Annotated in this window: 20 protein-coding genes and 1 pseudogene; 9 read left to right on the top strand and 12 right to left on the bottom strand. The window is 57.7% G+C overall.

The window, feature by feature from the left end; translation table 11 throughout:
- Positions 1–23 precede the first annotated feature (23 nt).
- Entirely contained in the window at positions 24–464 is a 441-nt protein-coding gene (locus tag WE862_RS13440; protein ID WP_042032073.1) for an acetyltransferase, read from the bottom strand.
- 58 nt (positions 465–522) lie between these two features.
- On the bottom strand, positions 523–1,368 hold the full coding sequence (locus tag WE862_RS13435; RefSeq protein WP_041210352.1) for a DUF5718 family protein: 846 nt from the start codon (positions 1,366–1,368) through the stop codon (positions 523–525).
- Positions 1,369–1,874: 506 nt separating this feature from the next.
- Between WE862_RS13435 and WE862_RS13430 the strand changes: the two genes are divergently transcribed.
- The 4 genes from WE862_RS13430 (at position 1,875) to WE862_RS13415 (ending at position 4,863) form a co-directional block, all read left to right on the top strand.
- The gene (locus WE862_RS13430; RefSeq protein WP_042032072.1) at positions 1,875–2,462 is read left to right on the top strand and encodes a class IV adenylate cyclase; all 588 of its coding nucleotides are present in this window, start codon (positions 1,875–1,877) and stop codon (positions 2,460–2,462) included.
- Positions 2,459–2,851, top strand: a complete 393-nt coding sequence (locus WE862_RS13425) for an NUDIX hydrolase (RefSeq protein WP_042032071.1) — start codon at positions 2,459–2,461, stop codon at positions 2,849–2,851. Before WE862_RS13430 ends, WE862_RS13425 begins: the two co-directional genes overlap by 4 nt.
- A gap of 88 nt (positions 2,852–2,939) precedes the next feature.
- Positions 2,940–3,446, top strand: a complete 507-nt coding sequence (locus WE862_RS13420; protein WP_042032069.1) for a GNAT family N-acetyltransferase — start codon at positions 2,940–2,942, stop codon at positions 3,444–3,446.
- Positions 3,447–3,744: 298 nt separating this feature from the next.
- The gene (locus WE862_RS13415) at positions 3,745–4,863 is read left to right on the top strand and encodes a glycerol dehydrogenase (protein ID WP_198493507.1); all 1,119 of its coding nucleotides are present in this window, start codon (positions 3,745–3,747) and stop codon (positions 4,861–4,863) included.
- Between the two features lie 108 nt (positions 4,864–4,971).
- Here the strand turns inward: WE862_RS13415 and pdxY are convergent, their stop codons facing one another.
- From pdxY to WE862_RS13400, 3 genes are all read right to left on the bottom strand, one after another.
- A complete protein-coding gene (gene pdxY / locus WE862_RS13410; protein ID WP_042032066.1) occupies positions 4,972–5,835 on the bottom strand; it encodes a pyridoxal kinase PdxY in 864 nt (287 codons plus the stop codon).
- A gap of 164 nt (positions 5,836–5,999) precedes the next feature.
- Positions 6,000–6,755, bottom strand: coding sequence for a DUF429 domain-containing protein (locus tag WE862_RS13405; protein WP_042032065.1), 756 nt, complete (start codon positions 6,753–6,755; stop codon positions 6,000–6,002).
- A gap of 76 nt (positions 6,756–6,831) precedes the next feature.
- Positions 6,832–7,395 (bottom strand): VC2662 family protein, encoded by a 564-nt coding sequence (locus WE862_RS13400; RefSeq protein ID WP_042032064.1) that lies wholly within the window; start codon positions 7,393–7,395, stop codon positions 6,832–6,834.
- Positions 7,396–7,651: 256 nt separating this feature from the next.
- Here WE862_RS13400 and ybcJ point away from each other — a divergent pair, with 256 nt between their 5' ends.
- Positions 7,652–7,885: a ribosome-associated protein YbcJ gene (gene ybcJ / locus WE862_RS13395; RefSeq protein ID WP_033116144.1), complete on the top strand. Its 234-nt coding sequence runs from the start codon at positions 7,652–7,654 to the stop codon at positions 7,883–7,885.
- 84 nt (positions 7,886–7,969) lie between these two features.
- Here ybcJ and WE862_RS13390 read toward each other — a convergent pair whose 3' ends face one another.
- The 4 genes from WE862_RS13390 to WE862_RS13375 all read right to left on the bottom strand — a co-directional run bounded on the left by WE862_RS13390 (position 7,970) and on the right by WE862_RS13375 (position 15,044).
- Positions 7,970–8,443 (bottom strand): DUF4442 domain-containing protein, encoded by a 474-nt coding sequence (locus WE862_RS13390; protein WP_041210317.1) that lies wholly within the window; start codon positions 8,441–8,443, stop codon positions 7,970–7,972.
- 148 nt (positions 8,444–8,591) lie between these two features.
- Positions 8,592–10,343, bottom strand: coding sequence for an ABC transporter transmembrane domain-containing protein (locus WE862_RS13385; protein ID WP_042032063.1), 1,752 nt, complete (start codon positions 10,341–10,343; stop codon positions 8,592–8,594).
- Positions 10,340–12,076 (bottom strand): ABC transporter transmembrane domain-containing protein, encoded by a 1,737-nt coding sequence (locus tag WE862_RS13380; protein ID WP_042032062.1) that lies wholly within the window; start codon positions 12,074–12,076, stop codon positions 10,340–10,342. The genes WE862_RS13385 and WE862_RS13380 overlap by 4 nt, the downstream gene beginning before the upstream one ends.
- A gap of 163 nt (positions 12,077–12,239) precedes the next feature.
- Positions 12,240–15,044: a hybrid sensor histidine kinase/response regulator gene (locus WE862_RS13375; protein WP_042032061.1), complete on the bottom strand. Its 2,805-nt coding sequence runs from the start codon at positions 15,042–15,044 to the stop codon at positions 12,240–12,242.
- Positions 15,045–15,197: 153 nt separating this feature from the next.
- Here WE862_RS13375 and trxC point away from each other — a divergent pair, with 153 nt between their 5' ends.
- Together trxC and WE862_RS13365 are read left to right on the top strand one after the other, a co-directional pair.
- On the top strand, positions 15,198–15,632 hold the full coding sequence (trxC, locus tag WE862_RS13370; RefSeq protein ID WP_339058631.1) for a thioredoxin TrxC: 435 nt from the start codon (positions 15,198–15,200) through the stop codon (positions 15,630–15,632).
- Between the two features lie 150 nt (positions 15,633–15,782).
- A complete protein-coding gene (locus WE862_RS13365; protein ID WP_042032059.1) occupies positions 15,783–17,165 on the top strand; it encodes an SLC13 family permease in 1,383 nt (460 codons plus the stop codon).
- Between the two features lie 64 nt (positions 17,166–17,229).
- Here WE862_RS13365 and WE862_RS13360 read toward each other — a convergent pair whose 3' ends face one another.
- The gene (locus WE862_RS13360; protein ID WP_042032058.1) at positions 17,230–19,704 is read right to left on the bottom strand and encodes a glycogen/starch/alpha-glucan phosphorylase; all 2,475 of its coding nucleotides are present in this window, start codon (positions 19,702–19,704) and stop codon (positions 17,230–17,232) included.
- Between the two features lie 377 nt (positions 19,705–20,081).
- Complete coding sequence (locus WE862_RS13355; protein ID WP_042032057.1) at positions 20,082–20,279, bottom strand: DUF4250 domain-containing protein; 198 nt, start codon at positions 20,277–20,279, stop codon at positions 20,082–20,084.
- 230 nt (positions 20,280–20,509) lie between these two features.
- Between WE862_RS13355 and WE862_RS13350 the strand changes: the two genes are divergently transcribed.
- A complete protein-coding gene (locus tag WE862_RS13350; protein ID WP_042032056.1) occupies positions 20,510–20,995 on the top strand; it encodes a cell division inhibitor in 486 nt (161 codons plus the stop codon).
- A 255-nt stretch (positions 20,996–21,250) separates the two neighbouring features.
- Positions 21,251–21,685, top strand: coding sequence for a YcgN family cysteine cluster protein (locus WE862_RS13345; protein WP_042032055.1), 435 nt, complete (start codon positions 21,251–21,253; stop codon positions 21,683–21,685).
- Between the two features lie 337 nt (positions 21,686–22,022).
- Here WE862_RS13345 and pflB read toward each other — a convergent pair.
- Positions 22,023–24,306: pseudogene (pflB, locus tag WE862_RS13340) on the bottom strand (formate C-acetyltransferase).
- Between the last annotated feature and the right edge of the window lie 24 nt (positions 24,307–24,330).

Here is a 24,330-nt window from a genome sequence, read left to right as displayed (position 1 = left end):
TCAATCTTGCTTCACTGGAGCGACTATCGCGGCGGCAACGCCATATGGAGCAAGGGATAGGGTTTACCCTGGCCATCCAGCGGCGAGCGGCCCGTCACGGCGAACCCCATCTTTTGGTAGAAACCCACCGCCTGCTCATTCTGCTCGTTGACGTCAACCAGCGTCGCGCCGCACTGGCTGATGGCATGTTCCACCAGCCGCCGACCCACGCCACTGCCGCGCACCGCCGGCGCCACAAACAGCATCTCTATCTTGCCATCGCATAGCCCGCAAAAACCGGCAATGCCCCCCTCCTCCGTCCGGGCACAGTGCAGTGTCACCGCATCGAAGTAGTGCTCCAGAATAAGCGGTTTGAGCGCGAGGATCTCGGCCTCGGGCAGGAAGTGGTGGGTCGCCCGCACCGAGGCCTCCCACAGCGCGATCAGGGCCGGATAATCGGCCCGCGTTGCAGTATCAATCTTCATCAATGACTCTTTGTTGCAGCCCGCAGGATGGCAATTGCCGCCCCGCGGGCCAATCTGATTAGCGCGCCTGCACCGCCTGCAGCAGCACCGACACATCGGCACCAAAACTGCGGGTACGGATCGCCTCGCGGATCTCCGCTTCGCTGTATCGGCTGCCCGGATAGACCACCACACAGGAGGTGTCACCGGGCTTGAGGAAGTGGGTCTCGCCAAACGGGGTATAACGGGTGGCACCGATGCTGATGAGCGCGTGGGGAGGATGCCCCGCCTGCGCCAGCAGCCCCTGAATGTGCTCCGCCGGCCCTTCATCCTGTTGATGGTTGAACTTGTCGATGGCCCAGTCGAGCAGCTTGCCGTGGAAGTAGCTGTAGTCGATGGCGGCGCTGTCTACCCCGTAGGCGTGCAGCTCGCCATCGCGCTCCAGATAGCAGGCGATGCGATAGTCATCGAGCTCGCAGCCGGCGGCAAAACCGGAAAGCGGCAGCAGGTTGGCCGCCAACCCCTTGCTCTCTTCGCCCCAGTTCTTCTTCTCGCTGATCTTCTTGGCGTTGGGACGACGGATGGAGCAGTCGTTATAGGCACCAAAGGCACGGGGATGGATCGCCACCACCTGCTTGTCGGCATACTCCAGCTCGCACCAGAGCGCCACTTCCGGCTCAATCTGCACCTTCTCGTCACCGCTGACCGCCGCTTCCGGCAGGAAGATGGCGTTATTGCTCAGCGGAAACACCCCGAGCTGACCCGGATGACCCGGCACGAAGAAGGGGAACAGCGCCTTGGGCGCGGTGGTATCACGCACCACGACCGCCACGAAATCCGACGCTTCACCCGCCTGCTCCAGATGACCGGCGAAATTGCCCGCTACCCCGAGTCCGATAAACTTGCTCTCTGCTGTCACTTGCATCTTGCTCACCTGCATCTTGCCAACGCAAGGTAGCAGGCTCGTCGCCCACTACCGCTAAAGTGGCAAGATTAAACCACAAGGCCCCCGCCTTCGCCCAGTCCGGCCCTGCGGCTGTGTGCGCCAGCCCGCTTTTTTGGCCCCGACTGGCGACGCCTTGCGCCATTTCTGTCACCTCATCCACCTCGTCCGCCACCCGGGCCGGTCATCTTGTCGCCAGCAGCAACAGATCTGCCTTGCCGCAAGCGGCCAACGCCCCGGAGAAGCGAAAAACAGGGTGCAACAACCGAAAGCCGGGCTCACCAATCGATATAAACAAAAACGAGGTCATTAAGCCAAAAAGCATAAATTCTACTTATAGCAACTAGTGTGGACCCTCTCTGCCCCGCAGGCTGCCCGCCAAGCCCCCAGCGGCCATCTTCCGATCTCTTTCTCCCTTTCTTCTCTTTGGCCTGCGCACCAACTTTGCTAGGCTGCCTGCCACACAGACTCACAGAGGGATCTTCTTGATGTCACAGGCACACTTTCAGGGCCGCTTCGAAGTCGAGTTCAAATATCGGCTGGCGGATCGCCCCGCCTTCCTCAAGGCGCTGCTCGCCCTCAATCCGCAGGTGATGCTGGAAGATAATCTGGAGCGGGATCGCTACTTCGACACCCCGGACGATGCCCTTGCCCGCGCAGGCAAGAGTCTGGCGATCCGCACCATGGAGCCCTCGGGCATCCAACTCTGGATCGTCAAGGGGCCCGAGACGGATCGCTGTGAAGCGGTCAATATCAGCGATGCCGACAAGGCTGCCAGCATGCTTTTGACCATGGACTACCGGCAGAGCCTCGAGATCACCAAACAGCGCAGCATCTACTTCCTGGGCCCGTTTCACCTCACCCTGGATCACCTGGCCGGGATTGGCGATTTTGCCGAGCTGGCCATCATGACCGATGACGAGGCACGCCTGCCTGAATTTCGCCAGCAACTGCTCGCGTTGGCTGCGCGGCTGGGGCTCTCTCCCGAGATGGAGGAGCCCCACTCCTACCGCACACTTTGCACTAGGCACATGCAGGCAACACCCACCACACAACCAGAGGATGCAACCCGATGATCGACAAACTCGCCTGGCTCACCTTTAAAGATCAGCAACTGCTCTGCGCCCGCTCCCACGGCAAGGCTATCTACTATATCCCCGGCGGCAAGCGGGAACCGGGTGAGAGCGACGAAGCGGCCCTGATCCGCGAGATTGACGAGGAGCTGGCCGTCACCCTGCAACCCGATACCCTGCGCTTTGCCTGCGAGTTCAGCGCCCAGGCCGATGGCAAACCGGCCGGGGTCGAGGTGCGGCTGCGCTGCTACACCGGCCAGGCCAGCGGCACCCCGGTTGCCTCGGCCGAGATTGCCGAGCTGCGCTGGCTCGACAGCAGCCATCTCGACGAGCTCTCCCCCGTCTCCCGCCTGCTCTTTGGCTGGCTCAAGGAGCAGGGGCTGATCCGCTAACTGGCCGCAGCCTCCTTGCATCACGGCCCGAGCACACTGTGGCTGAACCGCAGGCAAGATGCCGCTCACACAACGAAAAGGATGTCGGATGAAGATTATTGACGTACCCGCAATCGAGGATCAGCTGCCCGCCCTCATCGCCCTGCTGCAGGATTGTGTCGACAGCGGTGCCTCGGTCGGTTTTTTACCGCCCCTCCGTGTTGAGGATGGGGCTAAATACTGGCAAGGGGTGGCAGCAGATCTGGCATCAGGGGGCCGAAAACTGTGGCTTGCCCTTGAGCAGCAAGCCGTTGTGGGCGCCGTGCAGCTCTCACTCTGTGGCAAGGCCAATGGCCGCCACCGGGCCGAGGTGGAAAAACTGATGGTACTGCAAGCGGCGAGAGGCAAAGGTATTGGCCGTGCGTTGATGCAAGCTATGGAGCAAGGCGCCCATGCCGCAGGTCGTTCGCTGCTGGTGCTGGATACTCGCGCCGGTGACGTGGCCTCGCACCTCTATCGTCAACTCGGCTATCAGGAGGCTGGCCAGATCCCCCATTTTGCCCTCGGTGCCGACGGCAAGCTGGCTGCGACAGTTATCTTCTACAAGATGCTCTGAATACTCCCCCCGCTTCTCTTATCAAAACAGCAGGGCCGAACTGACCGGCCCTGCTTGTGGCAGCGTGACTTTTTGTTGCAGCAATAGGCTTGCGACAGACAGCAAAGGAACAGCCATTGACCCAGCCCCCCTCAACCCCCGCCATCACTCGCGCAAAAATATAACAAAACCAAAAAAATGATTAATTAAGGGATAATACGAGCCCCATTTCTTGTTCATCTCTTGCTTCAGCAGGCGTATCGTGTGAGACCCATTTGATAATCAAATCTATGTTGTTCACTGCCTTGAGGAATAATGGATGCCTACTTTGCCCCGTACTGTCACCTCCCCCAAAAAGTTCATCATCGGCCAACACCTTCTCCCGCAACTCCATGAGCACGTTAAAGATTTTGGTGACAATGCGCTGCTCATCAGCGACGAGTTCATTCTTGAGCGGGTGCAAGAGGAGGCCCTGGCGGGGATCCTGCAGGCTGGCCTCAGTGGAGTGGTCGACAAGTTTCGCTACGAATGCACTGAACAGGAGATCCAGCGTCTGACCCACCTTGCCGAGCAATATGGCGCGAACGTGATTGTCGGGATCGGCGGCGGCAAGACGCTGGATGTCGCCAAGGCCGTGGCCTTCTATCTGCGTCGTCCGGTTGTGTTGTTCCCGACGATTGCCTCCACGGATGCCCCCTGTACGGCACTGGCAGTCATCTACAACCAGGCGGGCGAATTTGAGCGCTATCTGTTCCTGCCGCAAAATCCGGACGTGGTGCTGGCTGACACAGCCCTCATTGCTGCCGCCCCTCCCCGCTTCTTTTCCGCAGGTGTCGGCGATGCCCTGGCCACCTATTTCGAAGCGCGCGCCTGCTATCGGGCCGACGGGCTCAATCTGGTTGGCAAGCGTCCTTCGCGTACCGGGCTGGGTCTGGCAAAGCTCTGTTATGAGCTGCTGGGGGAAAATATCGAACTGGCGATGGATGCGATACGCCACCATGTCTCCACTCCGGCGCTGGAGCAGGTCATCGAAGCCACCATCTACCTCAGCGGGGTCGGCGCAGAAGCCGGTGGGCTGGCTGCTGCCCATGCCGTGAACAATGGCATGTCACTGATCGCTGAACTTCATCGTGCCCAGCATGGCGAGAAGGTGGTCTTCGGCCTGCTGACCCAGCTGGTGCTTGAGCGCGCCCCGCAACATGAACTTGATGAGGTGTTGCGCATCATCGACTGTGCAGGCCTGCCGATGACGCTGCAAGAGCTTGGGCTCACCCACTTTGATGAAAGCGAGTGGCGCAAGGTGGCGCAGCTGGCCTGCGATCCTCTCGATACCATGGGCAACATGCCGATGACAGTCAGTGAACAGGATGTCTATGCCGCCATGGTAGCGGCCAATGCCATGGCAGAGCGTTATCGCCTCCGCCATCCCCGCGCCTGATTGATTTGCCGCACCCGATGCGGCAAACAGCAAAAAGGCTTGCCCATTGGCAAGCCTTTTTCATCTGCAATCCATCTCTTGTCGGGATAGACGAACGTCTGCGCTGACTCAGGGCAGTTTCACCGCCCGCACGTCAACCTCAGGCAGGGCAAAGGCCTCTTGCGCGGCGATGAGTTGCAGCTCGTAAGCCTGCTGGCGCCAGGTCTCTTGCAGCACGGCGTCCACCGCCGCATTGGTGCGCTCAAAGGCGCTCACCGCATCGTGGCCGGTCAGCAGGTTGGCCAGCATCAGGGCGCTGATAAGATCGCCGACTCCGACCGGCTGGCGAGCAAAGTCATAGAGCGGGCGGGCAATCAGGTAATCCCCATCCGGGGTGGCCAGCAGCATCTCGAAGCGGCTTGGGTCTTGCGCCGCGCGGCCCAGATGCTTGACCAGTACCAGCTTGACGCCACGGGCCAGCAGCTGATGGGCGGCGGCGCGGGTCTGCGCCAGATCCGCCAGATGGGTATCGCAGAGGGTCTCCAGCTCCAGCAGGTTGGGGGCCATCATGTCGGCCACCGGCAGCGCCTGCTCGGTCAGAAAACGGGTGACGCCGGGGGCGACGATGCACCCCTTCTCGGGATGCCCCATCACCGGATCGCAGAAGTAGATGGCGTCTGGATTGGCCGCCTTGACAGCGTTGACCACCTTGAGGATCTCGTCCCCCTGCTCGGCTGAACCCAGGTAGCCGCTCAGCACCGCATCGCACTGGCCCAGCACCCCGATATTGCCCAGCCCTTCGGCCAGCGCGCTGATGTGTCCCGCCGGCATCGCCATCCCCTGCCAGCCCTGTGCGTACTGGGTATGGTTGGAAAACTGCACCGTATTGACAGGCCACACGTCGACCCCCAGACGGCGCATGGGGAAGACGGCAGCGCTGTTGCCGGCACAGCCGAACACCACGTGGGACTGAATAGAGATAACGGATTTCATCGGGATCACCACAACAAAGGATCAGCAAAGGGGGCAATATATCGGATGAAGATATTGGATTGCCACCCTGTCACGGCACGAACCGGCATTTTCCTGATTAAACGCAGGCTTTTGGCCTGAAGCCATGCCATTCGGCACTGCTTTGCATTCGTTGTTTCTGCTCGCTATGGACGGGCGAAGTGGTAGACCCACCCCTCATCCGGCGCCATTCCGACTGGCGGAGTCAACAGGGCGGGCAGTTGGGCAACCCGGCCACCAGCGGCATATTGCAGCGCCATCAGGGCGCACAGCGCCGCATCGTAGCGATCCGTATCCGGCACCACATCGGCAGGCAGCAGCGCCGCCAGCTCGGGTCTGGCAGGGGATGCCTTGCCCGCAACCTTGGCCAGCGCCGGATAGACCTCCAGCACGGCGCGACAGGCCTGCGAGGCGACAGTCGGCACCAGTTGCAGATCAGCCAAATTGGGCAGCATGGAGAGCGCCAGGGTGGCGTTGTTGCCGAGCCGATCGAAGGTGGCCGACAGCGGCTTCTTGCCATATTGCTGATGCAACCAGCGCTCGCAGTCGCGATAAGCGTAGGGGTTATCTATCTCACGCTCGGGCACGGCGCAGGAGAGCGGCCGGCCGTTAAGCAGGTCGCGCAAGGCGCGGGGAAAGGCAAGCGGCGCATCGATACCGAGCGCCAGTTGCGGGCAGGCCGCGACCTGCGCAAGCAAGGCTTCGTCCTGCAGGGCCGGACGCAGCAAGGCGGCCAGATCCGGCGCGACCCGTGAGCTCAGGCGAAACAGCGGCGACACCCCGAGCCAGTGCAGGCGGTTGGAGTCGGCCTGCCAGCCCACCACGGCCACCGCCTGGGCGCTACCCTGCCAGCCCCGCACATCCCAGCCAATTCCGATTGCACTCATCAGCCCTGCCGTCATCTGTTACCTCTGTGTCACGGATAGAAGAGGCACAGGGTAATCAGCCAAGACGCTTAACGCAAAGCGAACTGCCTACTCAGAACGATTTCTGGAAGTTCACCAGTGGCAAAATGGGGAAAACGCCGTTGGCGGCATAGTTGGCCAATCCGATCTGCAAGCCGTCGAGGTGTTTGGTGGCATTGATAAAGCCGATCTGGAAGGTGGTGCGCTCGGCATAGTTGACCAGCCCGACGTTGGCGAGCGCATTGCCTTTGGCGATATTGACCGCCCCCCAGTTGAGCCCCTGTACGTTGTTGGTCAGGTTGACCAGTCCGAGATTGATGCCGGTATCCTGCCCCTCATGCCAGTTGACGGCATTGATGGCCACCCCGCCAAACTGGTGGCGCACCCGGCCGGCACCGAGAAAGATCCCGAGCTGCAGGCCACTGAACCGATCCACATCGGAGAGGGCAAACACCGGCAGATCGATCCCCTTCACCTGACCGGTACGACCGTACAGCAGAGAGGCGCGCGCCCCTTCCACCTGATGGGAGGCGGGCAGATTGACCCCGGGCAGGGAAAACTGTACCGGCGTACTGGCTTGCGCTACGCCGCACAGGGTGAGGGCGCCGCAGGCCAGCAGCAGTCGGGAGAGTGTCATGGAATGCTCCTTGCAGTTGCATCAGCAGGAAAAGGAGCATGCTAACAGCCGGGGAGTACCGAGGGGACAGCGTGAGGGACGCGCTGCGTCATCAGGCGTCCCAGCCAGCCGCCAAATGCGGGGTGGCACGCAAAAAGGCCGCCTGTGTCCGGCCATTTTTCACGGCCATCGGCCCCCTTCCCTTTCCTTGCCGGGGTGAACTGCCTAAAATAGCCGCCCTGCCACGTCCGGCATTCATCCAGTTAGAGGATTTCCCATGGAGACGTTTCTGCTCGAAGGTCACCCCTTCGTTGCCTTGTGTGACCTTATCAAGCATCAGGGTTGGGCCGATTGTGGCGGCGCGGCCAAGGCGCTCGTCGCCGAAGGGCTGGTCGAAGTGGACGGTCAGGTAGAGACCCGCAAGCGCTGCAAGATCGTGGCCGAGCAGGTGGTCAACTTCAACGGCATGAAGGTCGTGGTCAAAGAGGGGATGAGCCCGGAGATCGAGTGATCGGCCACGGCTGATTGCCACCGCTCCGCCAGATCTGCTGGCGGAGCGTTTGAGCAGCCCGCACGGGCGTATCTCTTGAGCGCGTCAGCTGGCCTTGATCGAGAGGGTCAATACGAAACGCGCCATCGCCTCATCCCCGTTCAGTGACGGACAGGTGGCCACCACCTGGATGGGGCGATTGATGCGCTGCCCAGTGGCCAGCGATTCATCGATCATGGCGTCGATCTCCTCCCCCGCTGCGCAGTCAAACTGCACATCCCCCTCGGGCCGCTTCAAAAACTCCCCCTGTACATCCTTGAAGGCGAAGTGCACCTTCTTGCGTCGCTGCCGCCCCTTCTCCATCACCAGCAGACCGCCCACCAGATCGGCGCCGGTCGCCAGCGCGCCAAAATACATGCTGCCCAGATGGTTGCGGGTTCGCCAGCCAAGGGGAATGCGAATGCGCAGCGCCTTGGCGTTCATCTCTTCGATGATCGGGGCACAAAAACCGATAACGGGAATGTAGCGCCAGGCAAAGAGCCGCAGCGCAAGGTTGGCCTTCAAACGTTGCAAATCCATATGCGAACTGATCCGATGAGTTGATGTAAACAACATGTTGCCTGCATCGCCGTCATTCAACAAGCACAGGGATCACGGTTATGACCATTTGCCCGACACAAAAAAGAGGGAACCGCACCGGTTCCCTCTTTTTGCATTTGCCGGTCGATCAGGCCCGCTTCTCTTCGAGCCAGGCCCCCTGACTCTGCATCTCGAACAGCTGGGCATAGTGACCGCCGAGGGCCATCAACTCGCCATGGCTGCCCCTCTCGTTCACCTGACCGCGAGAGAGCAGCAGGATCTCGTCCGCATCGACGATGGTCGAGAGGCGGTGGGCGATGGCGATGGTGGTACGGCCACGACGCGCCGCCGCCAGCGCCGAAGAGAGGGCCAACTCGGTCTGGGAGTCCACACTGGCAGTGGCCTCGTCCAGAATGAGGATACGCGGATCCCCCACCAGCGCGCGGGCAAAGGAGAGCAGCTGGCGCTGGCCAGCGGAGAGGTTCTTGCCCCCCTCCTCCATCAGGGTGTTCAAGCCCTCCGGCAGGCTGCGCACAAACTCGGCCAGCTGTACCTCGGTCAGCGCCTGCCACAGCCGCGCCTCGTCGATGCCGTCGCGGCCGAGTCGCAGGTTCTCGGCCAGAGTGCCGACAAAGATAAAGGGATCCTGCTGCACCAACCCTATGCTGCGGCGCACCGCCGAGAGCGACAGGCTCGCCATCGGGTGATCATCGAAGCGGATGGTGCCCAGATCCAGCGGATAGAAGCCCATCAGCAGGCTGATGATGGTGGACTTGCCGCTGCCGGTATGCCCCACCAGCGCCAGCATCTGGCCCGGTGTGGCGGTAAAGCTTATGTCGCGCAGCACCTGCTGCTCGCCATCGTAGGAGAAGCTCACCCGCTCGAAACTGACCCTTCCTTCCAGCGGGCGCAGCTCGCCGTCGGTGCTCTCGCGGGTTTCATCGAGTAGGGCAAAGACCCGCTCCCCCGCCACCATCGCCTGTTGCAGCTGGTTGAGCTGGTTGGTCATCTCGATAAGCGGCTCAATCATCCGCCCCAGATAGCTGATAAAGGCGTAGAGCACCCCCACCTGAATGGCACCCGCGCTACTCAGCCCCTCGCGGGCAAACAGTGCCAACAGACCGATCAGCACCATCATGTAGAAAAGATCGATAAGCGGGCGCAGCAGGATACCGTTGATCTTGAGGCTCTTGAGGCGCGCCGCCCAGTGCTGCTGGTTCACCTCGGCAAAGGCGTTGGCAAAATGGCGCTCCTGCACCATGGCCTGAATGACCGGCATCCCCTGTAGCGACTCGTTGAGACGACTGTTGATGTCGGAGAGCAGGCTGCGGGTCGCCCGCACTACAGGCACGCTCAGTTTCTGGTAAAGCCACATCACTCCGCCCACCGCCGGCAACAGGCAGGCACACACCAGCATCAGCCGCAGATCCAGAAGCGCCATGGAAATGAGAATGCCGCACAAGAGCACCACCTTCTGCACCAGCAGCCCAATTACCTGCACGTAGAGGTTCATGATCGCCTCGGTGTCATTGGTGATGCGGGAAATCAGCGAGCCGGAGCGATGCTGGTCAAAGTAGCGGGCCGGCAAGCGGATCGCGGTGGCAAATACCTGCTCGCGCAAGGTTTGCACCACCGCTTGGGCGATGCGGTTAAAGCGCAGGGATTGCAGGTAGAAACCCGCGGCAGAGAGCACCTGCAAACCGAGATAGCCGGCCGCAATGGCTGCAATGGCGGGCCACACCAGCTGGCGCGGTGTCAAATAGTCATCGATGAACAGTTTGATGAGCAGGGGGCCCGCCACTTCGGCACCGGTGGCCAACAGCAAGCAGAGCCCGGCTTGGATCAGCCAGCGCGGATAACGGGCACAGTAGGCGAGCAGCCGTTTGATGGTCGGGTTCACAGGCTCTCCTCCACTGCTTCTTCGAGACGCTGGTAACGCACCATATCTGCATACCAGCCGTTGTGAGCCATCAGGGCGCCGTGGCGGCCACGCTCACTGACTGCCCCCTGCTCCAGTACCAGAATTTCATCGGCCTGCTCCACCGCCGTCATCCGGTGGCTGACCAGAATGAGGGTGCGCTTGTGCGCCTTGAGAGCGTGCAGGATCTGCTGCTCGGTGTGGGCATCCACCGCAGAGAGCGCATCATCGAGCACCAGAATGGGCGCCTCCAGCAGCAGAGCACGGGCGATGGCGAGCCGCTGCTTCTGGCCGCCGGAGAGGGTCACCCCCTTCTCCCCCACTTCGGTCTCGTAGCCCTTGGGGAAACGGCTGATGTCGTCATGGACGCAGGCGATCCGCGCCACCCGCTCCACCTCCTCGCGGCTGGCATCAGGCCGACCAAGGGCGATGTTGGCAGCGATGGTGGTGGAAAACAGAAATGGCTCCTGCGGCACATAGGCGAACTGGCTGCGCAGCTCACCCAGCGCAAGTTGCGAGATGGGAATATCCCCCATGCGGATCTCTCCCGCAGTGGGATTGGCCAGCCGCATCAGCAGTTTGAGCAGGGAACTTTTACCTGCACCGGTACGCCCGACAATCCCCAGCATACCGCCAGCTTGCAGGGTGAAATCCACACTCTGCAACAGGGTACGCTGCTCAAGCTGGTACCCCACATCGCGGGCTTGCAACGGGAAGGGCGAGACCAACGCAAGCGGGTGAGCCGGCTCTTCGATATCGCTTCGCTCGCCGAGCAGACTTTCAATCCGCGAATAGGCGGCGCTGCCGCGCTCTATGATATTGAACAACCAAGCGATGGCGAACATGGGCCAGATCAGCTGGCCGAGGTACATGGTGAAGCTGGTGAGCTCCCCCAGGGTCAGCTCGTCACGGAGTACCAGCGCACTGCCACCCGCTACCGCCAGAAAATAGGAGCAACCGATGCAGAGATAGATGACGGGATCGAACTTGGCATCGATGCGGGCCACCGCCATGTTGCGTTCCCCGGCCTGCCGGGTCAGTTCGGCAAAACCTTGATCCTCAAGAGATTCAACGGCGTAGGACTTCAGCACTCGCACACCGGAGAGCGCCTCCTGGGTTTTGTTGTTGAGTTTGGAGAAAGCCCCCTGCGCTGATTTGAACTGCTTGTAGATCTGCTTGCCAAAGCGGTTCATGAAAAAAGCCATCACCGGCAGTGGCAACAGGGAGAGCAGAGTCAGTTGCCAGGAGTACTGGCTGCACATGATGGAGAGCACCAGCACCCCGACCATGATGGAGTCCACCAGGGTCAAGACCCCTTCCCCGGCAGTCATCTCCACCGCCTGAATATCGTTGGTGGCATGGGCCATCAGATCGCCGGTACGGTGGCGCTGGTAGAAATCGGGGCTCATCCTGGTGAAATGGCTGAACAGACGGTTGCGCAGCACAAAGGCTAGCCGGTACGAGGCGCCAAACAGCATGACTCGCCAGGCATAACGCAGCATGTAGATGAGTAAACCGAGGCCAAACAGTCCGGCCAGATAGCCCGTCAGCGTTGCGCTATCGAGGGATCCCCTGGTAATGCCGTCCACCACCCAGCCAACCACTTTGGGCGGAATGACGGTCAACAAGGCCACCACCATCAGCAGAGAGATGGCAATCAGATACCGCCGCCACTGCTCCCTGAAAAACCAGCTCAATCGTATAAATACGCTCACACCACCAACCTTTGCCCTTTTAACTGCCATAACGCACAGATGCAGACAACATTCTCACGGGTCGACATCAGAAAAGAAAACAATCGCCTCCGGCTGGAGGCGATTTGAATCGAAGGGTCATCATATCCCGAACCAGGGAGTATGAGAATAATTACTATTTAATTCACTGAGAGGGACGATCATCACCTGTTGCATAGGGGCTATACGAATTTTCGTGCTGCTCACCGGTCAGAAGAAAGTGGGATACCTCCTCTCTGGTCTGGCTGAATACCTGTTGCAGTTGCTCAAGGTCTGCTTCGCTCAGCACCTCGTTTTGCCGCAGCCGCCACTCCAGCTCCCCAGCGACCACCTGCAAACGGGCTGCGGAGATATTGGCCGACACCCCCTTGAGAGTGTGCAGCAGTTTGCTGGCAACATCAGGTTGCTGACGGCGCAAGGCTGAACGGATCTCCCACAGGTCATCCTTGTGCTCCGACATGAAGAGCTTGAAGAGGATCTGCAGCGCCTCCTTGTCCTGCTCCAGCCGTTTCAATGCATCTTGCAGGTCGAGCACCCCCATCATGTCGGGCGGTTTCACCTCCAGCATGCCGCTCTGCTCCAGCTCTTGTGGTTTTACCCACTGCAGCAGGTTGTTGTAAAGATCGAGCTTGCTGACCGGTTTGGTGACATAACCATTCATCCCGACCCCCAGACAACGCTCCTTGTCCCCAGGCATGGCACTGGCGGTCAGCGCAATGATAGGGACGTCGTGCTTGTCGACCATCTTGCGGATCTGGCGGGTAGCATCGAGACCATCGAGCACCGGCATCTGCAGATCCATCAGGATGACATCAAACGGCTGCTCGGCAACGCGCTCTACAGCTTCGCGGCCATTGTTGACCACGGTCACAACTGCATCCACCCGGCGCAGATATTCGATAATGAGTTGCTGGTTAACCCGGTTGTCTTCGGCAAGCAACACCCGGGTTCCCTGCAGCAGAGATTTGAAATGCTGCTGATCACCTTGCGCTTCCGCTTGTCGCAAGTGGTGTTCATAAGAGCTGCCGTTGAGCAGCTCATCCACCTTGGCCAGCAGGGAGTTTTCGGTCATCGGCTTGGGCAGGAAATGGGTCAGCCCGATGCTTTCCATCTTGCCGTGCAGACCATCTCTGGACCAGGCACTGATCATCAGAATAGGAATACGGCGCCATTGGCTGTGCTGATACATCTCGAGGGCCAGATCCAACCCATCCTCCTGCCCCATCCGCCAGTCGAGAATAGCCAGCTTCAGGCTCTGCCCCTCTTCCCGCAACACCTGACGAGCACGGGAAAGCGAATTGACTGCAAGCACTCTGACGCCGGCGCGGGTCAGGATATCTTTGGCCAGATCCAGCACCAGCTCGTTGTCATCCATCACCAGCACCAGCGGTTGATGTTCGAAGAAAACTTTACGACCGGCCACGCCATAAACAGCCTGAGTCATGGGAATATCAAACTGGAACAGCGAACCGACCCCGGGTTTGCTCTGCACCGAGATCCGCCCGCCCATCAGTTCCACCAGGCGCTGGGAGATATTTAGGCCAAGGCCGGAACCCCCATATTTTCTGGTATTGCTGGCATCAATCTGGGTAAACGCCTGAAACAAATGAGCCTGCTTATCCTCCGCAATCCCGATACCGGTATCACGGATACTGAAGCGGATCCGCATGGGGTGCGCACTGGCCAAACTAATCGATACTTCCACCTCACCGCGCTCGGTAAACTTGATAGCGTTATTGACCAAGTTGACCAGCACCTGCCCCAGACGCAGGGGATCACCACGCAGGAAAACCGGCACATCGGAAGATTTGCAGATGATCACTTCGACATGTTTGCGTTCAGCCAGATCGGCAAACATGCCCGCCAGCGAATCCAGCTGCTCGCTGAGATCGAAATCGATCTCTTCCAGCGTCAGCTTGCCTGATTCCACCTTGGTCAAATCGAGAATGTCGTTGATCAGCAGCAGCAAGGTATCTGAAGAGGATTTTATCTTGCCAAGATAATCACGCTGTTGTTGATCCAGCTCGGTTTGCAGCGCCAGCGAACTGAAACCGATGATGGCATTCATGGGCGTACGGATCTCGTGGCTCATGTTGGCCAGAAAATCGCTTTTGGCCTGCGCCAGCAGACCGGTCTGGTGAGAGAGCTCACTCAGCTTCTGATTTCGCCGCCACAGGGTATAGGCCACCAGACCAAAGCAAATCAAAGCCCCCCCGAGCACCATCAGATAGAAGCGGTTCATCAGTTTGGCGGCACACTCAAGCCGATCAAGCTTCCAGCGCACCAGAGTATCAACCACATGCATGTCGATCAGCCTGTTACGCAATGTGTGATACGCAACCACTTGGCGGCTCAGATCTGCACTCAACTGAACCAGAGCTATAACGTCTGGCTGATCGCGATAGCGGGTTGTCAATTGTTGCTGCTGCAGGGTCAGCTGCTCCTGCTCCTCTTTACTCCAGCTTTTTTGCAGGAATGACCCCAATTGTGCCAGCTCCTTGAGATTGCTCTGCAAGGTGTCGTCTGCCTGTGGCAGTGCCAGTACCTTGTGCAGTTGCAGCTGGAATGGCTGCTGAATGTACTCTATCGCCATCTCCATGGCATGGAGTTGGGCCAGCTCCATCAGATAGGAGTCCATATCCTGCAACAGAGTCTGGGAAAGGGGAAAAGAGATGAGCAGTGGATCACTGCGAACCATACGCACAAAGCTATCCAGATTTGCAGATAACTGGCTGAGGCGCTGCTGGACGTTGGTGTCATTGGCCTGCTCCCGTCCAAGCAAATAGACGGTATCCGAATTAATCCGGTTCAGCACAACCTCTGCTGCGGTACTCATATCCTCAGCTTGCTGCTGCTGACTGAGCAACTGCCAGCAGTATCCCGAAAACGCGAGCAGCAAGGCCACAACCAGCCCAAGCAGCACACGGTTTTTCCGTGATCCTTTGTTCATCCCGTCTCGACTCTCAACTGTGGTCGCTGAATTATCCTGCAGGGTAATGAACCCCGGGAGCATGATCCACTCCTGCCGGTCATTGTGTTACCGTGACGCGGCGCTGATTGGGCAGCAAATCTCCCCACCAGAATACATCTACAGGAGCCAATTATGTCATTTGTCACTACTTATTGTAGCCACTGCTTTACCAGAAACCGCCTGCCTGATGACCATATCGACCATTCAGCCAAGTGCGGCCACTGCAAAGCCGCGCTTTTTGGCCAGACCCCGACTCTCGGTCGTGACAACCAGTTCGATATTCTCATCAGCTCCGACATTCCGGTTGTCGTCGATTTCTGGGCCAGCTGGTGCGGCCCTTGCCAACAATTTGCCCCCGTATTTCACGAAGTGGCCAACGAAATGGAACCACAAATGCGCTTTGTCAAAGTGGATACCGAGCAGCAAACCAGCATCGCTGCACGCTACGCCATTCGTAGCATCCCCACGCTGATGGTCTTCAAACAGGGCAAGATGGTGGCGCAAGTCAACGGTTCACTGCCCAAGAGCATGTTCAAGCAGTGGCTGGAGCAATTCGTCAACGTTTGATGGATGTTGCGCACATGTTTAATTTCGCGCCGATTAATCAATCACTCTGTGAGTAGTGACTGATTTTCGACACACAGGCCTGTTTCCCCCAGGTGAAGAGATGTAGTCTCGGCAACACAAAAACAACCATAAATTAACCGAGAGAACATTATGCACACATCTGCTGTACCCTCAGCCTCATCTCGCTGGCTGGATGTCAAATCAGGGATAGTTATCCTGGATGTCCTGCTGCTCTGCGCCATGCTCGCCTGGCTACCGTTTGACCCCATGGTCAACAAAGGGCTGGGTATTCTGGTATTCATCGCCATCCTCTGGCTGACTGAAGCCCTCCATGTCACCATCACCGCACTGCTGGTGCCCTTGCTCGCGACCGTGCTCGGGGTCTTTGACATGAGCAAGTCACTCACCGACTTCGCCAACCCGATCCTCTTCCTCTTTTTCGGTGGCTTCGCACTGGCTGCCGCCCTCTCCAAACAGGGACTGGACACCCTGATGGCTGGCAAGGTGATGCATCTGGCCAACGGGCACCTTGGCTGGGGCGTCATTTTGCTCTTCACCATTACCGCCGCCATGTCCATGTGGATCAGCAACACCGCCACCACCGCCATGATGCTGCCGTTGGCGATCGGCATGCTGACCCGCCTTGATAGCAAAAAGAATCGTGCCACCTTCGTGTTCGTCCTGCTTGGTATCGCCTACAGCGCCAGCATCGGTGGTATCGGCACCCTGGTGGGCAGCCCACCCAACGCGATTGCAGCAGCCCAGATGGGGATCGGCTTCACCGACTGGATGAAGTTCGGCATTCCGGTCGTAATTATCCTGATGCCTTGCGGCATTGCCCTGCTCTATCTGGTCACTCGCCCGCAGCTCAACCACAAGGTTGAACTGCAGGATGTCACCATCAACTGGACCCGCGAGCGCAAAGTTACCCTTGCTATCTTCCTGACCACTGTGGTGCTGTGGATCGGTTCGCAACCTATCTCCAACGCCTTTGGCGGGATACCTCAACTCGATACCCTGATCGCCATGGGGGCCATCGTTGCCATCGTGGTCAGCCGCGTCGCCAGCTGGGATGATGTGAACAAGAACACCGACTGGGGCGTGTTGATGCTGTTTGGCGGCGGCCTGACCCTGAGCGCTATCCTCAAGGCCACTGGTACCAGCGCCTTTCTGGCGGAACATCTGTCGGCTGTCCTCTCTCACGCCAACATTTTCGTGATCCTGCTGCTGCTTGCCGCTTTCGTGGTCTTCCTGACCGAGCTGGTCTCCAATACCGCGACCGCGGCGCTGCTGATCCCGCTCTTTGCCGGTGTGGCTGAAGCGCTGGGCGTCTCTCCCGTCGTCATGGCGGTTCTCATCGCTATCGGTGCCTCTTGCGCCTTTATGCTGCCAGTCGCAACGCCGCCCAATGCCATCGTCTTTGCCAGCGGCCATATCCGCCAGCAAGAGATGATGAAAGCCGGTATGTCATTGAATCTGGTCTTCACTGTGCTGCTGGCGATGCTGGCTTTCTTTGTTGGCGATATTCTCTGATAACAGCTAGCCTCCCAGATAAACAAAACCCCCGCATTGCGGGGGTTTTTATTGCCGTGAACCGTTAGTTGACGGAGCAGCGTTTCAGGTTCCAGATCCGCTCTACATAGTCTTGAATGGAACGGTCGGAGTTGAACTTGCCCATAGTGGCCGAGTTGATGATGGCCTTCTTCGCCCACAGCGCCGGATCGCGATACCAAGTATCGATCAGCTTGTGCGCATCGGAGTAGGACTGGAAGTCCGCCAGTGTCAGGTAAGGGTCACCCCCTTCCAGCAAGGAGCGCTTGATGGAAGCCAGCTCACCCGGACGACCCGGAGTGAAGTAGTCGGTATCAAACCAGTCCAGCACAGCTTTCAGCTCTGAGTTCGCATAGTAGAAGTCATACGGGTTGTAACCGCGGCCTTTCAGGGCCTTCACCTCGTCCACGTTCAGACCGAAGATGGCGCAGTTTTCAGCACCGGCCTCTTCCGCGATCTCGATGTTGGCGCCGTCCAGCGTACCGATGGTGATGGCACCGTTAAGAGCCATCTTCATGTTGCCGGTACCGGACGCTTCATAGCCTGCAGTGGAGATCTGCTCGGAGACGTCAGCTGCCGGGATCAGCTTCTCGGCCAGGCTCACGCGGTAGTTCGGCATGAACACCACTTTCAACTTGCCCTGAATGCGGGCGTCATTGTTGACCCGATCCGCCAACTTGTTGATGGCATAGATGATGTCTTTGGCCAGCTTGTAACCCGGCGCCGCTTTGGAGCCGAAAATGAACACGCGCGGATACATGTCATAGTCCGGGTTGGCCAGCAGACGACGATAGAGCGCCATGATGTGGATAAGGTTCAGCTGCTGACGCTTGTACTCGTGCAGACGCTTGATCTGGACATCGAAAATCGCCTCGGCGCTCACATCAATGCCGGTTTCCGCCTTGATGACCTTGACCAGCTTCTCTTTGTTGTGCCGCTTGATGGTCATAAACTGCTTCTGAAACGCTTTGTCGTCGGCAAACTTCACGACACCACGCAGCTTGTCCAGCTGCAGCGGCCACTCCTTGCCCACCACCTCGTTATAGAGTGCAGCCAGTTCCGGGTTGCACGCCAGCAGCCAGCGACGCGGCGTCACGCCGTTGGTCACGTTGCACATTTTTTCTGGCCACAGCTCGGCATACTCGGGGAAGAGATCTTCCTTGACCAGCTTGGAGTGGATCTCCGCAACGCCGTTCACTTTGGAAGAGCCGATGACGCAGAGGTTGCCCATGCGCACCTTGCGTACACTCCCCTCTTCGATGATGGAGAGTTTGGCTTTAATGGCATCGTTACCGGGCCACTTGGGTTCGACCAGCTCGTTCAGGAAACGGGCGTTGATCTCATAAATGATCTCGAGATGGCGTGGCAACACCTTCTCGAACAGGCTGACAGACCACTTCTCCAGCGCTTCCGGCAGCAGGGTGTGGTTGGTGTAGGAGAACACCTGATAGCTGATCTCCCAGGCGGCCGCCCAGTCCAGCCCCTCTTCATCCACCAGCACTCGCATCAGTTCGGGAATGGCGATAGTGGGGTGAGTATCGTTGAGCTGGATAGCGATCTGGGCCGCGAAATTGCTGAAGTCGCTCTCATGCACCCGCTTGTAGCGGCGCATGATGTCCTTGATGGAGCAGGCGCAGAAAAAGTACTGCTGGATCAGACGCAGCTCTTTACCAGCATCGGTCTCATCGTTCGGATAGAGCACCTTGGAGATGGTTTCGGCCTGTGCTTTCTCTGCCTGGGAGTCAATGTAACCACCGGCGTTGAACACGTCCCAGTCAAAAAACTCGGAGGCTCGGGATTCCCACAGACGCAGGATGTTGACGGTACTGCCGCCAAAACCGACGACCGGAATATCCCAAGGCACCCCTTTGATCTTGCGACCCGCGTGCCACACCTTCTTCAGACCGCCGTTATCACCGAAAACGGTCTCGACATAGCCATAGAGGGGGACTTCCTGTACCGACTCCGGACGGCAAATCTCCCAAGGGTTGCCATATTCACGCCAGGAGTCCGGACGCTCAATCTGGCGGCCATCCTGGATCTCCTGACGGAACAGACCGTGTTCGTAGTGGATACCGTAGCCCACTGCCGGGTAGTTCAGGGTTGCCAGCGAGTCGATGAAGCAGGCTGCCAGACGACCCAGGCCACCATTGCCGAGCGCCATATCGGGCTCCTGTTCACACAGGTCGGTCAGATCCAGACCGAGTTCGCTCAGCGCCTCTTCACAAATCTTGTAAAGAGAGAGGTTGTGCAGGTTGTTGGAGGTCAAACGCCCCATCAGGAATTCAGCAGAGAGATAGTGAATAGCACGAGTATCTTTCTTGAAGTGAGTCTGCTGAGTGCGGGTCAGGCGCTCGTAAACCTGTTCGTTGACCGCCGCTGCGGTGGCTTTCCACCATGCATCGTGAGAGGCTTTCTGTTCGCTTGTTCCCAAGGTAGAACGCAGGTGACGCACGATACTCGCCTTGAGCTGATCTTTATCCAGTTGGAGATCCTGGTCTGTCTTCTTCTTGGTAGCCATAAACCATATTCCTTCGTTACAAATAAAATTGTTATCCCGAGGATCGGGACCGGCGCTGTTGTTATCTCAAAATATGTACCGGCGTGAGAATACTAACGAAAGCCGCACAATTAAAAGTTAACGCAAGTCACACTTTAACCGATGAAAACCGCCCCGAAAGCGTGAAAACCCTTTCCTTTGACTCGTTGCCATTCATAAAAAATAACCACCTTTATCAATAGGTTATGTTTAAAGTTAAAATAAAATAACGTGAATAGGTTTTCAACGATTGCCAGGCTTTGAAAATCCTTGAAAATAGGCACTGAAACGGCGCATTGAAAGCGATTTCAATGCGCCGATATATGCTACAAGGCAAATATGAAACCTGCATTGCACCATCAGGTGTGTGCCTTGAACTGATTGCTCAAAGGATCATAGTGATATCCAATCTGGCCCAACCGCACCGCCAGCTGCTCCTCACTCATGTTGTAATAGGCCAGCAACTCCTCCAGCCCATCACATTCAAGCCGCAATTTCTCATTGATGATGCCCAGCAAAATGTTGGCATCCAGACGCTGCAAAGTGCTGATATCCATCTCGGCTCCTCCTCTTGACGACCTGTATAACCATGGGTGGTACACCAGCGTTTGTCCATAGAACAAAAAAACACCACCCTTAGATAGATTATTCATCCATTTAAAATCAATCAGTTACAGAAGCTTTACATCGTAGAGATCACATATTTCTTTAAAAACAGCTTGTCAGGTACCCAGAACAGAACTACTGTATGTGCATACAGCTTGTATTTTCATACAGGATAAAGAATATGAACCAGACTCTGCACTCTCCCTCTGTCGCAATGAGCAGCACCATCAGCCGTCCATGGCCAACAAGGATCCTTTGTAAAGCGGGATCGGCCACAGCCAACGTGCGTATTCACTCTGACGAACAGTTTCTGGATGAATTGACCCGCATCGGTAACAACCATACCGGATGGATCCTGTTGATCGCCCCACCCGGCCGCCCTGCAGCCAACCGCTTGCAAGAGCGTGGTATAGACCCGAAACGGGTGCTGATCGTACACAGCCCGAAGATCAAGAACTGGCAACAGACACTGGAGCGCAGCCTTTGTCAGGGGCATTGTGCAGCGGTCTTTACCTGGCTGCCCGAACAGATCGAGCTGGATCACGCAAAATTGCAGCGTCTTGGCCAGCAGTCAGGCATATTGGCCTGCTTCTTTGGCGCCAAACGTATTGCTGTGAACGGTAAACGATTGAGTTATGGCGAACAGGATATCTATCTCAATCACTGAGCCAGGGTCGAGCTCCTCTTGATAGCACCTTCTTCACCCCCACTCGAGTGAAGTTGATAGGCACTCAAAGAGTCTGGAAAGAGATGGTTAAAGCAGACGGTACAATGAACATGACGCCAACTCAGGCACCTTATGGCTCCAGGCAATATATCGAGTTCACTCATATTTTCTCACCATTGGTACGCTCATCTTGAAATGCCGGGGGACAAGGGGTATAACCACGCGTTTTATCAGGTGTATTAAGTGAGCGGTATGATGCAAGCCCCCTTTTGGCAGACCAAGAGTCTGCAGCAGATGACTGAATCCGAATGGGAATCCCTCTGCGATGGTTGCGGCAAATGCTGCCTCAACAAGCTGATCGATGAAGATACCGAAGAGCTGGTGTTCACCAACGTAGCCTGCAACCTGCTCAACACCAAAACCTGCCAGTGCTCCGACTATATGAACCGCTTCAAGAAAGAACCGGATTGCCTGCAGATCACCCACGACAAGATTGCCGAGTATGACTGGCTCCCCTCCACTTGCGCTTACCGCCTGCTTGCCGAAGGGCACCCCTTGCCAGAGTGGCATCCCCTGCTGACCGGTAGCCGTTCAGCCATGCATCAAGCGGGACAATCCGTCCGTGGCAAGGTGATCCACGAAGATGAGGCGGGTGAATGGATTGACCACATCATCACCTGGGCCAGCTAACGCGCTCAATCTGCAATATCTGACACAACAAGGGCTGCACATGGTGCGGCCCTTGTTGTTTCTGCCAGACATGCTGCCCATCCGGGTAGAGTATTCACGTTGATTTGACGGGCATGATGCACATGCCCGCCCCTCACAATCAGACTCATGCCAAGCAGAGGCAGAGGCAGAGGCAGAGGCAGAGGCAGAGGCAGAGGCAGAGGCAGAGGCAGAGGCAGAGGCAGAGGCAGAGGCAGAGGCAGAGGCAGAGGCAGACTAACAAAACCCTCCAATCCGGCAAGATGGGGACATAAAAAAACCGGCGCCTTGGCGCCGGTTTTTGCTCACTGCGACTCGATTACAGAGCGGCGGTGAAGGTACGGGTGATGACGTCTTGCTGTTGCTCTTTGGTCAAAGAGTTGAAGCGAACGGCATAACCGGATACGCGGATGGTCAACTGCGGATATTTCTCCGGGTTTTCCATGGCGTCCAGCAGCATTTCACGGTTCATCACGTTAACGTTCAGGTGCTGACCACCCTCTACGTTGGATTCGTGGTGGAAGTAACCGTCCATCAGGCCAGCCAAGTTGGCTTTCTGGGCTTCCATATCTTTACCCAGTGCGTTCGGTACGATGGAGAAGGTATAGGAGATACCATCTTTAGCGTAAGCGAACGGCAGCTTGGCAACGGAAGTCAGGGATGCAACAGCACCTTTCTGGTCACGACCGTGCATCGGGTTTGCACCCGGGCCGAACGGAGCACCGGCACGACGGCCATCCGGGGTGTTACCGGTCTTCTTGCCATATACCACGTTGGAGGTGATGGTCAGAACAGACTGGGTAGCAACAGCACCACGGTAGGTGTTCAGCTTCTGAATCTTCTTCATGAAGCGCTCAACCAGGTCACAGGCGATGTCATCGACGCGAGCGTCGTTGTTACCGAACTGCGGGTATTCGCCTTCGATTTCGAAGTCGATGGCAACGCCATCTTCGTCACGAATCGGCTTGACCTTGGCGTACTTGATGGCAGACAGGGAGTCAGCGGCTACGGACAGACCAGCGATACCACACGCCATGGTGCGATATACGTCACGGTCGTGCAGCGCCATCAGAGAGGCTTCGTAGCTGTACTTGTCGTGCATGTAGTGGATGATGTTCAGCGCAGCAACGTATTGCTTGGCCAGCCAATCCATGAAGTGGTCCAGACGATCCATCACGTCGTTATAGTCGAGGTACTCGGACTTGACCATCTCGGTTTTCGGACCGACCTGGATCTTGAGCTTCTCGTCCATACCACCGTTGATTGCATACAGCATGGTCTTGGCCAGGTTGGCACGAGCACCGAAGAACTGCATCTGCTTACCAACGATCATCGGGGATACACAGCAAGCGATGGCGTAGTCATCGTTGTTGAAATCCGGACGCATCAGATCGTCGTTCTCGTACTGAACGGAAGAGGTCTCGATGGATACCTTGGCACAGTACTTCTTGAAACCGACCGGCAGCTTCTCGGAACCACAGGATGGTCAGGTTCGGCTCAGGGGACGGGCCCATGGTGTACAGGGTGTTCAGCATACGGAAGCTGTTCTTGGTGACCAGAGTACGGCCATCAACGCCCATGCCAGCCAGGGTCTCGGTCGCCCACATCGGGTCGCCGGAGAACAGTGAATCGTATTCCGGAGTACGCAGGAAGCGAACCATACGCAGCTTCATGACCATGTGGTCCATCAGCTCCTGGGCTTCTTGCTCGGTGATCAGGCCTTTTTGCAGGTCACGCTCGATGTAGATATCCAGGAAGCTGGAGGTACGACCGAAGGACATGGCTGCACCGTTCTGGGACTTGACTGCCGCCAGGTAGGCGAAGTAGGTCCACTGTACGGCTTCTTTGGCGTTCTTGGCCGGTACGGAGATATCGCAACCGTACTTGGCAGCCATCACCTTCATCTGTGCCAGGGCACGGTGCTGCTCGGAGATCTCTTCGCGCAGACGGATGGTGGCTTCCAGGTTGACGCCGTTTTCCAGGTCAGCTTGCAGGGACTTGAACTGGGCCAGTTTGTCGGCCATCAGGAAGTCAACACCGTACAGAGCAACACGACGGTAGTCACCGATGATACGGCCACGGCCGTAGGCATCCGGCAGACCGGTGATAACACCAGACTTGCGGCAGTTCAGGATGTCTTTGGTGTAAACGTCAAACACGCCCTGGTTGTGAGTCTTGCGGTATTCGGTGAAGATCTTCTCGACCATCGGATCCAGTTGACGACCGTACACTTCGCAAGAAGTTTTAACCATCTTGATACCGCCGTTGGCGATGATGGCGCGCTTCAGCGGCTTGTCAGTCTGCAGACCAACGATCTGCTCCAGGCTCTGATCGATATAACCGGCATCGTGTGCGGTAATGGTGGAGGGCAGGTCAGTATCAAAATCGACCGGCGCGTGAGTGCGGTTCTCGATTTTGATCCCTTCCATGACCTTGTCCCACAGCTTGGTGGTCGCTTCGGTCGCGCCAGCCAGGAAGGACTCGTCACCTTCATACGGGGTGTAGTTCTTCTGGATGAAGTCACGGGTGTTGACAGAGGTCTGCCATTCACCGGCCGCGAAGCCTTCCCATGCTTTTTGGAACTGTTCGTTAAGTTCTGCCATTTTTCATTACCTCACACGGTATTG

Source organism: Aeromonas jandaei (assembly GCF_037890695.1).
GTDB lineage: Bacteria > Pseudomonadota > Gammaproteobacteria > Enterobacterales > Aeromonadaceae > Aeromonas > Aeromonas jandaei.
This window is presented reverse-complemented; position numbering and strand designations above follow the sequence as displayed.

Bases quoted from the DNA above. Each gene is read 5' to 3' on its own strand.
- WE862_RS13440 (WP_042032073.1), bottom strand. From the start codon at position 464: ATGAAGATTGATACTGCAACGCGGGCCGATTATCCGGCCCTGATCGCG.
- WE862_RS13400 (WP_042032064.1), bottom strand. From the start codon at position 7,395: ATGACACTCTCCCGACTGCTGCTGGCCTGCGGCGCCCTCACCCTGTGC.
- WE862_RS13355 (WP_042032057.1), bottom strand. From the start codon at position 20,279: ATGGATATCAGCACTTTGCAGCGTCTGGATGCCAACATTTTGCTGGGC.
- WE862_RS13345 (WP_042032055.1), top strand. From the start codon at position 21,251: ATGCAAGCCCCCTTTTGGCAGACCAAGAGTCTGCAGCAGATGACTGAA.
- WE862_RS13390 (WP_041210317.1), bottom strand. From the start codon at position 8,443: ATGGATTTGCAACGTTTGAAGGCCAACCTTGCGCTGCGGCTCTTTGCC.
- pdxY (WP_042032066.1), bottom strand. From the start codon at position 5,835: ATGAAATCCGTTATCTCTATTCAGTCCCACGTGGTGTTCGGCTGTGCC.
- WE862_RS13350 (WP_042032056.1), top strand. From the start codon at position 20,510: ATGAACCAGACTCTGCACTCTCCCTCTGTCGCAATGAGCAGCACCATC.
- ybcJ (WP_033116144.1), top strand. From the start codon at position 7,652: ATGGAGACGTTTCTGCTCGAAGGTCACCCCTTCGTTGCCTTGTGTGAC.
- WE862_RS13420 (WP_042032069.1), top strand. From the start codon at position 2,940: ATGAAGATTATTGACGTACCCGCAATCGAGGATCAGCTGCCCGCCCTC.
- WE862_RS13415 (WP_198493507.1), top strand. From the start codon at position 3,745: ATGCCTACTTTGCCCCGTACTGTCACCTCCCCCAAAAAGTTCATCATC.
- WE862_RS13365 (WP_042032059.1), top strand. From the start codon at position 15,783: ATGCACACATCTGCTGTACCCTCAGCCTCATCTCGCTGGCTGGATGTC.
- WE862_RS13435 (WP_041210352.1), bottom strand. From the start codon at position 1,368: ATGCAAGTGACAGCAGAGAGCAAGTTTATCGGACTCGGGGTAGCGGGC.
- WE862_RS13425 (WP_042032071.1), top strand. From the start codon at position 2,459: ATGATCGACAAACTCGCCTGGCTCACCTTTAAAGATCAGCAACTGCTC.
- WE862_RS13360 (WP_042032058.1), bottom strand. From the start codon at position 19,704: ATGGCTACCAAGAAGAAGACAGACCAGGATCTCCAACTGGATAAAGAT.
- WE862_RS13405 (WP_042032065.1), bottom strand. From the start codon at position 6,755: ATGACGGCAGGGCTGATGAGTGCAATCGGAATTGGCTGGGATGTGCGG.
- trxC (WP_339058631.1), top strand. From the start codon at position 15,198: ATGTCATTTGTCACTACTTATTGTAGCCACTGCTTTACCAGAAACCGC.
- WE862_RS13430 (WP_042032072.1), top strand. From the start codon at position 1,875: ATGTCACAGGCACACTTTCAGGGCCGCTTCGAAGTCGAGTTCAAATAT.
- WE862_RS13375 (WP_042032061.1), bottom strand. From the start codon at position 15,044: ATGAACAAAGGATCACGGAAAAACCGTGTGCTGCTTGGGCTGGTTGTG.